Here is a 12,811-nt window from a genome sequence, read left to right as displayed (position 1 = left end):
CCAGGGTATCGCAGATAGAACGCCGCGAACACATTCTCTCGTTCGAGGGCCAGACCATGCGCAGCACGCGCGACCGTATCCGCCACGCCATCCTGTTCGAGCTGTTGGGCCTCGCCCTCATCGTTCCGCTCGGAACTGTGCTGTTCGGCCTGCACACCGCCGATATGGGGGTGATCGGCGTCGGCAGCGCGCTCGCCGCGACGGCGTGGAACTATGTCTACAATCTCGGCTTCGACCACGCGATGCAGCGCCTCGTCGGGCACACGCAGAAAAGCCTGGCCCTGCGGGTGGGGCACGCCCTGCTGTTCGAGGCGGGGCTGCTGGTGATCCTGCTGCCGCCGATCGCGTGGTATCTCGGCATCGGCCTCGCCCAGGCGCTCGTGATGGATCTCGCCATCGCGGCCTTCTACGTGGCCTACGCCTTCCTCTTCAATCTGGCCTACGACCGGGTGTTTCCCCTGCGGGGCTGGGAGGGGGCCGCGGCGCAACCGTCGCGCTGACCCCGTCCGCGGCGCGCCGTGACAGACGCGCCGAAGCGGTGTAGCGCCGGGGCCGCCTCTTCTCCTCGGCGCACTCCCCCTTGATCGACAGACCGCAACTTTTGGGCTGGGCGGCGCTCGTCGCGGCCTCCGGCCTGCTCGGCTGGGGCTTGAGCCATGCCGGCTTTCCCGCCGCCTTCCTGCTCGGGCCGATGCTGGTCGCGATCCTCTTCGGCGTGCGCGGCGCGCCGATCCGGGTGCCGCGGCTCGGGTTCCTCGCGGCGCAGGCACTGGTCGGCTGCCTCGTGGCGCATTCGGCGACCGGCGAGATCGCCCGGACGCTGCACGAGGACGGCCTCGTCATCCTGGCCGTCGTCCTCGTCACGGTGGCGGTCGCGGCCGGCGTCGGCATCGTGCTCACCCGCTTCCAAGTGCTGCCCGGCACCACGGCGGCCTGGGGCTCCTCGCCGGGCGGGGCCGCCGCCATGGTGGCGATGGCCGAGGATCACGGCTCGGACGCCCGCCTCGTCGCCTTCATGCAATATGTGCGGGTCGCGATCGTCGTGATCTCGGCCTCCCTCGCGGCGCGCCTCCTGGCCGATGGGGGCGCGCTCGATGCTGCACCCGGCCAGCCCTCGCCCGCGCCGCTCTCGGTCGCGGCCACGCTCACCATCGCGGTGGTGGGGGCCGGGGTCGCGACCCTGCTGCGCCTGCCCTCGGCGGCGCTGATCGGGCCGATGCTGCTCGGCGCCGGCCTCCATGCCGCCGGCCTCGCCTCGCTTGCCCTGCCCGAGCCGCTGCTGGCGGCGGCCTATGCCGGCATCGGCTGGTATGTCGGCCTGCGCTTCACGAAAGCCACCGTGCGCACGGTGCTGCATGCGCTGCCGAGCGTGCTCGCCGCGACGGTGGCGATGGTGGCGATCTGCGCGCTCTGGGCCTGGGGCCTGACCGGTCTGCTCGCCATCGACTACCTCACCGCCTTCCTGGCCACGAGCCCCGGCGGGCTCGATTCGGTGGCGATCATCGCGGTCGGCTCGAAGGTGGACGTGCCCTTCGTCCTGGCGGTGCAGACCCTGCGCCTGTTCGTCGTGCTGCTCACCGGGCCGATCCTCGCCCGCTGGATCGCCCGTTCGGCTCCGGAGGCTCGACCATGACGGCGCTCTGGCTCGCCTTCCTGAATTCCTGGCGCGGGATCGTCCACGGCGCCCGTACCGAGCGGGCGATCCGGCTGGAACTGGTGCTGCTGGCCCTTGGCGTCCCCGTGGCGCTGATCCTCGGCGGCTCGCTCTGGGTCCGGGTCGCGCTGCTGGCGAGCCTGCTGCTGATGCTCGGGGCCGAGTTCCTCAATACGGCCATCGAGAAGCTGTGCGACCATCTCCATCCGGGCCGGCACGCGCGCATCGGCGTCGTCAAGGATCTGGCGTCCGCGGGCGCCTTCCTGACGCAGGCGATCGCCGCCCTGGTCTGGGCTGCGGCCGTGATCGATCGTTTCTGAACGTCAATCCGCGGCCAGCGGCATCGCCTCGACCGTCGTTTCGGCCAAGCCCCGCCCGATCAGCGCGCGGGCGAGCGCCGGGGTGAGGCCATTCCCGCCGGTGAAGACCGCGAACGCCTCCGGCGCCTCCGCCGGCCCGGCCTCGCCGAGCAGTTGCACCACCCGGCGGGCGATGGCGGGCGCCGGGTCGATCCACGTCACCGGCCAGGGGGCGAGGCGCTCGAACCGGGACAGCAGCAGCGGGTAATGGGTGCAGGACAGGCACACCACGTCGGTGCGCCGCCCGTCCTCGCGCTCGTCGAAGCAGGGAGCGATCTCAGCGAGGATGGCGGCATCCGAGACCGGCGCGCCGGCCATCTCGGCCTCGGCGTAGCGGGCGAGGTTGACCGAACCGACGAGGCTCACCGCGCAGGTCGCGGCGTAGTTCTTGACGAGGTCGCGGGTATAGGCGCGGGCCACGGTGCCGGGCGTGGCGAGCAGCGAGACCAGCCCCGAGCGGGTGAGCGCGGCGGCGGGCTTGATCGGCGGCACCACGCCGACGAAGGGCGTGACGAAGCGCTGGCGGAGCGCCGGCAGTACCAATGTCGAGGCGGTGTTGCAGGCGATCACCACGAGATCGGGGCTATGGCGCGCGATCAGCCGCTCCATGACGGCGAGCACGCGGGCCACGAGTTGCGGCTCGGAGAGGCGTCCGTAGGGGAAGGCCGCGTCGTCGGCGGCGTAGACGAAAGCGGCGTCGGGCCGGGCACGGCGCACCTGCTCCAGCACGGTGAGCCCGCCGAGGCCGGAATCGAACACGAGAACGACCGGCTGCGGCTGTCGCGCCGCGCGTGAGATCGGAAGTGTCGCCCCTGCCATCAGATCGATCCGCATGACCGTCACCCGGGCCCGCTCGCGGCGCGTGGAAAAGCATAGTCTCCGGGCGCGAGGGTTAAGGACACCTCACTGCGGCTGCAAAAAGGCCGCGCTTCCCCCTGGCTGAAGCAGGGTGCGACGAACGGACAGCCACGCTGGCGCGTTGCCCTGCAGCCAACGGCATCTATCTGCGTCGTCCAACGGGGAAGGAGTTTTTCCGAATGGCCGCCAGCGCAGCACTTCCTCACTCCGGGCCGCAGGGCGCGGCCTTCCCGCCGCCGCCCCTCGATGCACGGCCTGCCGACCGCGACGCCTGGATCGCCGCCTTCCGGACCGTGCGCGACGAGACCGAGCGGCGCGCCGCCCCGCTCTCGCCGGAAGACCAGCAGATCCAGTCGATGGAGGATGCGAGCCCGACCAAGTGGCATCGCGCTCACACGACGTGGTTCTTCGAGCAATTCCTGCTGGCCGAGCACCTGCCGGGCTATCGCCCCTACGACGAGCGCCTGCACTACCTGTTCAATTCCTATTACGTGCAGGCCGGCCCGCGGCAGCCGCGCTTCCTGCGGGGCATGATCACCCGGCCGACCGCGGAAGAGACGGCGGGCTACCGCGCCCATGTCGACCGCGCCGTCACGGTGATGCTGCGCGAGGCCTCCGATGAGGCCCTCCAAAAAATCCTGCCGGTGCTGGAGATTGGGCTCTATCACGAGCAGCAGCATCAGGAATTGATGCACACCGACATCCTGCACGCCTTTGCGCAGAACCCCCTCGACCCCGTCGTGGACGCCGCCTGGGCAACGCCCAAACCGCGGGCAAAAGCCGAAAAATCTGCCCTCGAAAAGGGCATCGCCCGGATCGGCCATGACGGCACCGGCTTCGCCTTCGACAACGAGAGCCCGCGCCACGAGACCCTGATCCTCGGTGGTTCGATCGACCGCAATCTCGCGACCAACCGCGACTGGCTCGGCTTCATCGACGACGGCGGTTACAGCCGGCCCGAACTCTGGCTCAACGACGGCTGGCTCTGCGTCCAGCGCGACGGCTGGGAGGCGCCGGGCTACTGGCGCCGTGAAGGCGAGGGCTGGTCGATCATGACGCTCGCCGGGCGCCAACCCGTCGATCCGGACGAAGCGGTGCGCCATGTCAGCTATTTCGAGGCCGACGCCTATGCCCGCTGGGCCGGCCGCGACCTCCCCACGGAAGCCGAATGGGAAGTCGCTGCGCGGAAAAACCTGATCGACGACGCCTTCGGCCTCGTCTGGCAATGGACCCGCAGCGCCTACGGCCCCTATCCGGGCTACCGCCCGGTCTCCGGGGCGCTGGGCGAATACAACGGCAAGTTCATGTCGGGCCAGTATGTGCTGCGCGGCTCCTCGGTGGCGACCCCCGAGGGCCATGCGCGGATCGGCTACCGCAACTTCTTCTACCCCCATCAGCGTTGGCAGTTCACGGGCCTCAGGCTCGCGGACGCGCTCGCCTGACGCATCCCTTCCGACCTGTCCGCCGCTCAGACGGAGTGCCCTCGTGACGATCGATCCCCGCCTGAGCGCCGACGCTCGAACCCTTCCGCTGCCCGAGAACGGCCTGTTCCTCACCGACGTGTGGGACGGGCTGGGGGCAAACCCAAAAACCCTGTCAGCCAAGTACTTCTACGACGCAGCCGGGTCGGCCCTCTTCGAAAAAATCACGGTCCTGCCGGAATACTACCCGACCCGGACCGAGCTGCGCATCCTCGACGAGCGGGGCCCCGAGATCGCGGAGCATCTGCCGGAAGGGGCGGCGCTGGTCGAGTTCGGCAGCGGCTCCACGGTGAAGCTGCGCCGCCTGCTGAGGCACCTGCCCGGCCTGTCGGCCTACGTGCCGGTCGATGTCTCCGGCGAGTTCCTGCACGAGCAGGCCGAGGTCTTGAAGGCCGATTTCCCCGATCTCCCGATCGAGCCGGTGGCGGCCGACTTCACCCGGCCCTTCGCCCTGCCGCCGAGCCTGTCCGGCCGGCCGCTCGCCGGCTTCTTCCCCGGCTCGACCATCGGCAATTTCGAGCCGGCGGAGGCCGTCCGGCTCCTCGACGGGTTCGGCCGCATCCTGGGGGAGGGGGCGACGCTGATCGTCGGCGTCGATCTGGTGAAGGAGCGCGACGTGCTGGAGGCCGCCTACGACGACGCGGCCGGCGTCACCGCGGCGTTCAACCTCAACCTGCTGCACCGGATCAACCGGGAGCTTCACGGCGACATCGATCCCGGCAGTTTCGCGCACCGCGCCGTCTTCAACGAGGCGCAATCGCGCATCGAGATGCATCTCGTCAGCCGCGCGGCGCAGACGATCCACGTGGCGGGCCGCGCCTTCGCGTTTGCCGAGGGCGAGTCGATCCACACCGAGAACAGCTGCAAGTACACGATTGCCAGCTTCCGGGCGCTCGCCGCGCGGGCCGGCTGGTCGGCGCTCGACGCCTGGACCGATTCCGAGGGCCTGTTCTCGGTCCATGCCCTGCGGCGCGCCGGCTGAGCCTCGCTCCGGCCGGGGACGGTGCGCGGGCAGCGTGAGGGCGCGCTGAGGTTCCGGCGCGGATCGAAACCCGCACCGATCCTCAGAGCCGGCAAGCGCCGGCCAGTGCCTCGTTCTCGGCCTGGGAGAACAGCCGCGAGCGGATGTGGAACCGCTTCTCGCGGCCGTTTTCCAGGGAGAACATGCCGCCGCGGCCGGGCACCACGTCGAGGATGATGTGGGTGTGCTTCCAGACCCCGAACTGCGAGCGCGAGATGAAGAAATCCGCGCCCCCGACCTGGCCGAGATGCACGTCGCCGTCGCTGGTGATGAAGTCGCCCACGGGGTAGCACATCGGCGAGGAGCCGTCGCAGCAGCCGCCCGATTGGTGGAACATCACCGGGCCGTACTCGGATTTCAGCTCCGCGATCAGTTCCAGGGCGGCCGGCGTCGCCGTCACGCGAAGCGGCGTGCCCGCGTTGTCGGCCTGCTCGGCGGTGACCGGATCGACCGCCTCGGCCGGGTGGGGCGCCTGCTCGCTCATGGTCGCGTCTCCCTGTGATGTCGTTGTCGTTATCTGAGGCCGGCTCGGCGGATTTCCACGAAGCCGGTGTTGGAGACGAGACTAGCAGAGCGGCCGAGCCCCCGACATTCGCCCTTGGGTGCAGGCGGCCCGACCGCCAACGATGCGCCGTCCCACCCCGATGGCGGAGCCGCGCGCATGGCAGCCGGCCCGATCCTTGCTCACCGGACCTCGAGAAGAATCCGCCGAGGATCCGTGATGACCCAACCGTCTCCCGCTCTCGCCGCGCCTGCGGTGAAGACGACCTGCCCCTATTGCGGGGTCGGCTGCGGCGTGCTGGCCACGCCGGACGGGCAGGGCGGGGTGGGAATCGCCGGCGATCCCGAGCATCCGGCGAATTTCGGAAGGCTCTGCTCCAAGGGTTCGGCGCTCGGCGAGACCGTCGACCTCCGGGACCGGCTGCTGAAGCCCATGGTCGACGGGCAGGCCGCCTCCTGGGAGGGCGCGCTGGGTGCCGTCGCGGGTGGCCTGAAAAGAATCGCCGAACGGCACGGGCCGGATTCGATCGCCTTCTACCTCTCGGGCCAGTTGCTGACCGAGGATTATTACGTCGCCAACAAGCTCGCGAAGGGCTTTCTCGGCACGCCTCACGTCGATACGAACTCCCGGCTGTGCATGTCGTCGGCGGTGGCGGCCCACCGCCGCGCCTTCGGCTCCGACACCGTACCGGGCTGCTACGAGGATCTCGACGAGGCCGACCTGATCGTGCTGGTCGGCTCCAACGCCGCATGGTGCCACCCGATCCTGTTCCGCCGGATGATCGACGCGCGCAACAAACGCGGCACGAAGATCGTCACGGTCGATCCCCGCCGCACCCAGACCGGTGAGGAAGCCGACCTGCATCTCGGGATCGCGCCCGGCACCGACACCGCCCTGTTCTCCGGGCTGCTCGTCCATCTCGCCGGGGCCGGCAAACTCGATCTGCGCTTCATCGAGGAGCACACCGCCGGCTTCGACGGCGCCATCGAGCGCGCCCGGCAGATCGCCCCGAACGTCGCGACCACCGCCCAGGCGACCGGCCTCACGGAGGCCGAGGTCCAGGCCTTCTTCGACTTCTTCGCAAAGACCCAAAAGGTCGTCACCGGCTTCAGCCAGGGCGTGAACCAGTCGGCCCAGGGCACCGACAAGGGCAACGCCATCATCAATTGCCACCTCGCCACCGGGCGGATCGGCCGGCCCGGCATGGGCCCGCTCTCGCTGACGGGTCAGCCCAACGCCATGGGCGGGCGCGAGGTCGGGGGCTTGGCCAACATGCTGGCCGCCCACATGCATTTCGCCCCCGAAGAGGTCGACCGCGTCCGCCGGTTCTGGAAGGCGCCCAACATCATCACCGGCGAGGGGATGAAGGCGGTGGCGCTGTTCGAGGCGATCGAGCGGGGCAAGATCAAGGCGCTCTGGGTGATGGGCACCAACCCGCTGGTCTCGATGCCGCGGGCCGACCGCATCCGCGACGCGATTGCCGGGCTCGACCTCTACGTCGTGTCGGAGGCCGTCGCGACCAGCGACAGCGCGCGGGCCCAAGCGAAGAAGACCGTGCTGCTGCCCGCGCTCGCCTGGGGCGAGAAGGACGGCACCGTGACGAATTCGGAACGCCGCATCTCGCGCCAGCGCGCCTTCCTGAAAGCCCCGGGCGAGGCGCGGGCCGATTGGGCGATCATGGGCGACGTCGCCCGCCGCCTCGGCTACGGCGACAGCTTCGCCTACGCTTCCGCCGCCGAGATCTTCCGCGAGCACGCCGCGCTCTCGGCCTTCGAAAACGACGGCACCCGCGATTTCGACATCGGGGGCTTGGCCGACCTCACCGACCGCGCCTACGACGCGCATCGGCCGGCGCAATGGCCGCTGCCGAAGCGCGAAGCCAAGGGCCGCGCCCGGCTCTTCGCCGACGGGCGCTTCTTCACCTTCGACCGGCGCGCCCGCTTCGTGGCGGTGCAGCCCCCGGCTCTGGCGCAGGCCGCCACCCCGGAGCGCCCGCTGGTGCTCAACACCGGCCGGGTGCGCGACCACTGGCACACCATGACCCGCACCGGCAAAAGCCAACGGCTGTCGGGCCACCGCGCCGTGCCCTTCGTCGAGGTCCATCCCGACGACGCGGCCCGCTTCGGCCTCAAGGACGGCGGCTTCGCGAAGGTGATGACGGAAGCCGGCACCGCAACGCTCGAAGTCACGGTGACGGACGGCGTGCGGCCGGGCTCGGTCTTCGTGCCGATGCATTGGAGCGACATGACCGCCTCCGACGGCCGTGCCGCGGCGCTGGCCCGCGGCGTGACCGATCCGGTCTCCGGCCAGCCCGAACTGAAGGCGACGCCGGCTTCCATCGAGCCGGTCGCCTACCGCTCCCGCGGCTATCTCCTCACCCGCACGCCGCTCACCCCGCCCCCCGGCTGGTGGTGGGCGCGGGCCACCGTCTCCGGCGGCTCGGGCCTGCTGTTCGCCACGCAGGAAGGCTCGCGCGAGATGGCGCTGGCGATCCGCGGGCTGTTTCCGGGCCAGGAACTCGCCGAATACGTCGATCACGCCCGCGGGCTCTACCGCTGCGCCGTCTACGGCGACGGCAAGCTCGTCGCCGCCCTCTCGGTCGCGCCGGGCGAAAGGCGGCCGGATTGGGAACTCGCCAAGCAGGTTTTCGCCCAACCCGACATCGAGGCGGTGGACCGGCGCACGCTGCTCTCCGGACGCGCCGCGACGGCGTCCGCCGGCCCGGTGGTCTGCGCCTGCCACGGCGTCGGCCTCGATATCATCACGGGCTGCATCGCCGGGGGCGCCGGCTCGGTCGAAGCGGTGGGCGCGGCCTGTAAGGCGGGGACGAATTGCGGCTCGTGCATCCCCGAGATTCGCAAGCTGCTGCCCGGAGCGCTTGCGCGCAACGCCGCCTGAGCGCAAGTTTTCGCGACCCGCTCTTCCCCCGCAAGGGGGAGGGGAGCGCGCCGGTCTTCGTCGAGCAGGCGACGGCCCCATCGAGCAACGAAGTCCGCGTCGAAGCCCATGAGCACACCCCGCCAACCCCGCGAAACCCGCGCCGGCCTCGAGCCGCTGGCGGTGCTGCCGGTCTTCGTGCCGCTCCAGGACAAGCGGGCGGTGCTCGCCGGCTCCAACGGCGGCGCGCCGTGGAAGGTCAAGCTGCTCGCCGCTGCGGGCGCCCGCGTCGATGTCTATGCCGAGGAGCCGAGCGAGGAACTGCGCGGCGTGCCGGCCGAGATCGCCGCCGGCTCGGTGACCCTGCACGAGCGCCGCTGGACCCCCGAGGACCTGCACGGCGCCGCCTTCGCCATCGGCGCGATGGAGGACGAGGACGATTGCATCGCCTTCGTCGCCGAGGCGCGCAAGGCCGGCGCCATCGTCAACGCGGTGGACCGGCCGCATCTGTGCGACGTGAAGTTCGGCGCCATCGTCAACCGCTCGCCGCTGGTCGTCGGCATCTCGACCGAGGGCGCCGCCCCGGTCTTCGGTCAGACCGTGCGGGCGCGCATCGAGGCGATGCTGCCGCGCGGCTTCAAGCACTGGGTCGGCGCGGCGCGTGACTGGCGCGAGACCGTCTCGGCCCGCTTCCACGGTTTTTCGGAGAGGCGCGGTTTCTGGGAGCGCTTTACCGACCGCGCCTTCGCCGAGCCGGATCGCGCCCCGACGCAAGCCGACCTCGACGAGCTGATGGGGCAGGCCGAGGCGCTGCCGCTGGGCGGAGCCGTCACGCTGGTCGGTGCCGGGCCGGGCGATGCCGAGCTGCTGACCCTCAAGGCATTGCGGGCCCTGCGCAACGCCGACGTGATCCTCTACGACGACCTCGTCGCCTCCGAGATCCTCGACTACGCCCGCCGCGAGGCCCGCACGATGCTGGTCGGCAAGACCGGGCACGGTCCCTCCTGCCGCCAGGACGACATCAACGCCCTGATGGTCTCGCTCGCCAAGACCGGCAAGCAGGTGGTGCGGCTGAAATCCGGCGATCCGCTGGTGTTCGGCCGGGCCGGCGAGGAGATCGAGGCCTGCCGGCTCGCCGGCATCCCCTGCACCGTGGTGCCCGGCGTCTCGGCGGCGCAGGGGGCGGCGGCCGCGCTCGGCGTCTCGCTGACCCACCGCGACGCGGCCCGGCGCCTGCAATTCGTCACCGGCCACGACCGCCGCGGGGCGCTGCCCGACGACCTCAATTGGGGGGCGCTGGCGGATCGCAGCGTCACCACCGTGGTCTACATGCCCAAGCGGACCCTCGGCGCGCTCCTGGAGCGGGCGGTCAGCGAGGGCCTCGCGCCGACGACGCCGGCGCTGGTGGTGTTCAACGCCACCCGGCCCAACCAGCAGACGGTCGCCGGCACCGCCGCCGACCTCGCCGGGAAGGTCGAGGCCTCCGGCTTCGAAGGCCCGGCGATCCTGATGGTCGGCGAGGCGCTGGGCCGCCGCGAGGCCGGCTCGGCGCTTCCGGGGCCGGAATTGCAGGCGGCGTCCTGAGGGCGGCGTCCTGCGGCAGCGAAATGCCGCCGCGACGCGCAAGGGGGTTGCAGGGTCGGGTCCGGCCGTGATGATGCGGCCTCCCGCGTTGCCCGCCCGAAGCGAACACCCCATGCGCCCGTCCCGCCGCGTCCTCCTGCCCCTCGCCGCCTTCGTGGCGGGACTTGTCGCGCTTTCGGCCGCCGCCGTGATCACCCTGGTGCCGCAGGCCCGCCAGGGGGTCGCCGCGAGCGGGATCGGCGGGCCCTTCACCCTGGTCGACCAGGACGGGAAGACCGTGACCGAGCGTGACTTCGCCGGCAGGCCCTATCTCGCCTTCTTCGGCTTCACCCATTGCCCGGACGTCTGCCCGACGACGCTGCAGCAGATCAGCGACGTGCTGGCCGCCATGGGCCCGAAGGCGGATCGGCTGAAGGTCGCCTTCGTCACCGTCGATCCCGAGCGCGACCGGCCGGAGACGCTGAAGACCTATCTGGCGAGTTTCGATCCGCGCATCGTCGGCCTCACCGGCAGCCCGGAACAGGTGGCGGCGGCGGTCAAGACCTTCCGGGCCTACGCCAAGAAGGTGCCGGGGCAGGGCGACGACTACACCATGGAGCACACCGCGCTGGTCTACCTGATGGATGCCAACAACGGCTTCGTCGGCGCGGTGGCCCTCAACCGGCCGCCGAAGGAGACGGCCGCGGAGCTGAGCAAGCGGCTGTGACGCCGGACATCACGCCCCGGCCCAGGGCGCCCGAGCGCGAGGTGCGCGACAGGCCGTGCTCGGTCTTGTTCCAGCGGTGGGGATGGCGGGCGAGTTCGATCACCGCGAGCCACGCGGCGGCGCTCACCAGCAGGAAGTAGAACGGCAGCAGCGGCACGAACCCCATCAGGTCGCGCCAGCCCCGGCGATGGCAGCCGATGAAGCCGGGAATCAGGATCGCGGCGAGGCCGCCCAGAAAGATCGTCCAGGCACCGGCATAGGTCGCGTGCGTCAGCAGGCCGGCCTCGGGCCCTGGCGCGCCGAGGATGAGTTCGGCGAGCCCCGGCCCCATCATGAACGGGTAGAACAGGGCCGAGGCGACGGTCCCGGGCAGGAGCGCCAGGGCGCACAGGCTCTCGACGGCCCCGAGCCGGCGCCACGTCGCCAGCGGGTCGCGGGCGTGGGTGAAGCTCGTCTGCAGGAACCCCTTCATCCAGCGGGTGCGCTGGCGCAGCCACGCTTTGAGGTGTTTCGGCGCCTCCTCGTAGGTCGCGCTCGGCAGATCGCCGACATGGTAGCCGGCAAGCGCCAGCCGCATGCCGAGGTCGGCATCCTCGGTGACGTTCCAGGCGTCCCAGCCGTGGAGTTCCCGCAGCACGCGGGTGCGGAAATGGGTGGAGGTGCCGCCCAGCGGCGTCGGCACGCGCCATGCGGCGAGCGCCGGCCCCAGCACCTCGAACAGGGCCGCGTATTCGATGGCGAAGAGGCGCTGCAGCAGCCCGTCGCCGGGGTTGTCGATGACGAGATGGCCCTGCAGGCAGGCGGTGGAGGCGGGCGCGCGGGCGAACAGGGTGGCGGCGCGGCGCAGTTGATCCGGCGCGATCACGTCCTCGGCGTCGTAGACCACGAGATGCTCCCCCCGGGCCAGCGGCAGGCCGGCGTTGAGCGCCCGCGGCTTGGTGCGGGGCTGCCCGTCCGGCACGACCACGACCTCGAACCGGGCCGGCAGCGGCACCGCGCGGAGGACGGTGCGCGTTTCGGCATCGTCCACCTCCAGCAGGAACTTGATGTCGAGCTTGGCCGCCGGGTAGTCGAGTCGCGCGAGCGAATAGACGAGGCGGTGAAGCACGGCGGCCTCGCGATGGAGCGCCACCAGCACCGTGTAGGTCGGCAAGGCCTCGTCCGGCAGCAGATCGGAGGCCGGTTCGACCGCCGTGCCCGCAATTCCTGCCGCGGCGAGGCGGACGGTGAGCATGGCGAGCATGCCGGCCTGGATCAGCATCAGCAGGATGAGACCGGTCAGCGTCGGCAATCGGGTCAGCAGCAGCACGCAGGCGAACACGAGGCCGGCGAGCGTCAGGTCGAGAGTCCGGGGACCGGGCCGGCACGACCATTCGGGACGGCGACGGGTGAGCCCGTCGGCGGCCTCTTCGACGATGCTTGTCCCGTATTGGGCGAAAACCGCCTCGCGCAGCCGCGTCGGCGTGGTGATCGCGGGCCGATGCTCCAGGCGCGGCGCCGCCTCGATCAGCCGGGCGATCGCCGTGCCGCGCGGCGCGGCGACGATCTTTTGCGCGTGACCGGCGGCGAGGGGCGCAGCGCCGACGGTGAGAACCTGCGGGTAGCGCAAGCCTTCGCCGAGCCGGATCGGACCGTCGAGGAAATCGCTGCCGAGACGGCGGGCCAGCGCGCGGTAGAAATCGTCCTCGGCGATCCGACCCTCGTTGAGGAGCACCGTCGCGGCATCGGTCCCGAGCGTTTGAGCGAGCGCGGCGGCGCGATGCAGGGTC

At 71.1% G+C, this 12,811-nt stretch carries 11 protein-coding genes; 8 read left to right on the top strand and 3 right to left on the bottom strand.

Annotation, left to right across the window (positions count from 1 at the left end):
* Positions 1-56: 56 nt before the first annotated feature.
* The 3 genes from BM140_RS02570 (at position 57) to BM140_RS02560 (ending at position 1,974) form a co-directional block, all read left to right on the top strand.
* Positions 57-500, top strand: a complete 444-nt coding sequence (locus BM140_RS02570; RefSeq protein WP_091941607.1) for a PACE efflux transporter — start codon at positions 57-59, stop codon at positions 498-500.
* An 83-nt stretch (positions 501-583) separates the two neighbouring features.
* Complete coding sequence (locus BM140_RS02565; protein WP_091941758.1) at positions 584-1,633, top strand: AbrB family transcriptional regulator; 1,050 nt, start codon at positions 584-586, stop codon at positions 1,631-1,633.
* Entirely contained in the window at positions 1,630-1,974 is a 345-nt protein-coding gene (locus BM140_RS02560; protein WP_091941605.1) for a diacylglycerol kinase, read from the top strand. Before BM140_RS02565 ends, BM140_RS02560 begins: the two co-directional genes overlap by 4 nt.
* 3 nt (positions 1,975-1,977) lie before the next feature.
* On the opposite strand, the gene murI is transcribed toward BM140_RS02560, so the two are convergent.
* Positions 1,978-2,847 (bottom strand): glutamate racemase, encoded by an 870-nt coding sequence (gene murI / locus BM140_RS02555; RefSeq protein ID WP_091941756.1) that lies wholly within the window; start codon positions 2,845-2,847, stop codon positions 1,978-1,980.
* A 203-nt stretch (positions 2,848-3,050) separates the two neighbouring features.
* Here murI and egtB point away from each other — a divergent pair, with 203 nt between their 5' ends.
* Positions 3,051-4,313 carry an ergothioneine biosynthesis protein EgtB gene (egtB, locus tag BM140_RS02550; protein WP_091941603.1) on the top strand — a complete coding sequence of 421 codons (1,263 nt, stop codon included), beginning with the start codon at positions 3,051-3,053 and terminating at the stop codon, positions 4,311-4,313.
* A gap of 43 nt (positions 4,314-4,356) precedes the next feature.
* The gene (egtD, locus tag BM140_RS02545) at positions 4,357-5,334 is read left to right on the top strand and encodes an L-histidine N(alpha)-methyltransferase (protein ID WP_091941601.1); all 978 of its coding nucleotides are present in this window, start codon (positions 4,357-4,359) and stop codon (positions 5,332-5,334) included.
* 82 nt (positions 5,335-5,416) lie between these two features.
* Here egtD and BM140_RS02540 read toward each other — a convergent pair whose 3' ends face one another.
* A complete protein-coding gene (locus tag BM140_RS02540; RefSeq protein ID WP_091941599.1) occupies positions 5,417-5,857 on the bottom strand; it encodes a DUF779 domain-containing protein in 441 nt (146 codons plus the stop codon).
* 237 nt (positions 5,858-6,094) lie between these two features.
* Between BM140_RS02540 and BM140_RS02535 the strand changes: the two genes are divergently transcribed.
* From BM140_RS02535 to BM140_RS02525, 3 genes are all read left to right on the top strand, one after another.
* Complete coding sequence (locus tag BM140_RS02535; protein ID WP_091941597.1) at positions 6,095-8,773, top strand: nitrate reductase; 2,679 nt, start codon at positions 6,095-6,097, stop codon at positions 8,771-8,773.
* A gap of 108 nt (positions 8,774-8,881) precedes the next feature.
* Positions 8,882-10,336 carry a siroheme synthase CysG gene (cysG, locus tag BM140_RS02530; RefSeq protein ID WP_091941595.1) on the top strand — a complete coding sequence of 485 codons (1,455 nt, stop codon included), beginning with the start codon at positions 8,882-8,884 and terminating at the stop codon, positions 10,334-10,336.
* A gap of 112 nt (positions 10,337-10,448) precedes the next feature.
* Positions 10,449-11,042: an SCO family protein gene (locus tag BM140_RS02525; RefSeq protein ID WP_091941594.1), complete on the top strand. Its 594-nt coding sequence runs from the start codon at positions 10,449-10,451 to the stop codon at positions 11,040-11,042.
* Here the strand turns inward: BM140_RS02525 and BM140_RS02520 are convergent.
* On the bottom strand, positions 10,993-12,756 hold the full coding sequence (locus tag BM140_RS02520) for a glycosyltransferase (RefSeq protein ID WP_244535255.1): 1,764 nt from the start codon (positions 12,754-12,756) through the stop codon (positions 10,993-10,995). The genes BM140_RS02525 and BM140_RS02520 overlap by 50 nt on opposite strands.
* Positions 12,757-12,811 lie beyond the last annotated feature (55 nt).

The organism is Methylorubrum salsuginis, assembly GCF_900114375.1.
Taxonomy (GTDB): Bacteria; Pseudomonadota; Alphaproteobacteria; order Rhizobiales; family Beijerinckiaceae; genus Methylobacterium; species Methylobacterium salsuginis.
This window is presented reverse-complemented; position numbering and strand designations above follow the sequence as displayed.

What these genes read in the sequence shown, in the direction of transcription:
- BM140_RS02570 (WP_091941607.1), top strand. Translation starts at nt 57, where the DNA reads ATGCGCAGCACGCGCGACCGTATCCGCCACGCCATCCTGTTCGAGCTG.
- BM140_RS02560 (WP_091941605.1), top strand. Translation starts at nt 1,630, where the DNA reads ATGACGGCGCTCTGGCTCGCCTTCCTGAATTCCTGGCGCGGGATCGTC.
- murI (WP_091941756.1), bottom strand. Translation starts at nt 2,847, where the DNA reads ATGCGGATCGATCTGATGGCAGGGGCGACACTTCCGATCTCACGCGCG.
- egtB (WP_091941603.1), top strand. Translation starts at nt 3,051, where the DNA reads ATGGCCGCCAGCGCAGCACTTCCTCACTCCGGGCCGCAGGGCGCGGCC.
- BM140_RS02540 (WP_091941599.1), bottom strand. Translation starts at nt 5,857, where the DNA reads ATGAGCGAGCAGGCGCCCCACCCGGCCGAGGCGGTCGATCCGGTCACC.
- BM140_RS02535 (WP_091941597.1), top strand. Translation starts at nt 6,095, where the DNA reads ATGACCCAACCGTCTCCCGCTCTCGCCGCGCCTGCGGTGAAGACGACC.
- cysG (WP_091941595.1), top strand. Translation starts at nt 8,882, where the DNA reads ATGAGCACACCCCGCCAACCCCGCGAAACCCGCGCCGGCCTCGAGCCG.
- BM140_RS02525 (WP_091941594.1), top strand. Translation starts at nt 10,449, where the DNA reads ATGCGCCCGTCCCGCCGCGTCCTCCTGCCCCTCGCCGCCTTCGTGGCG.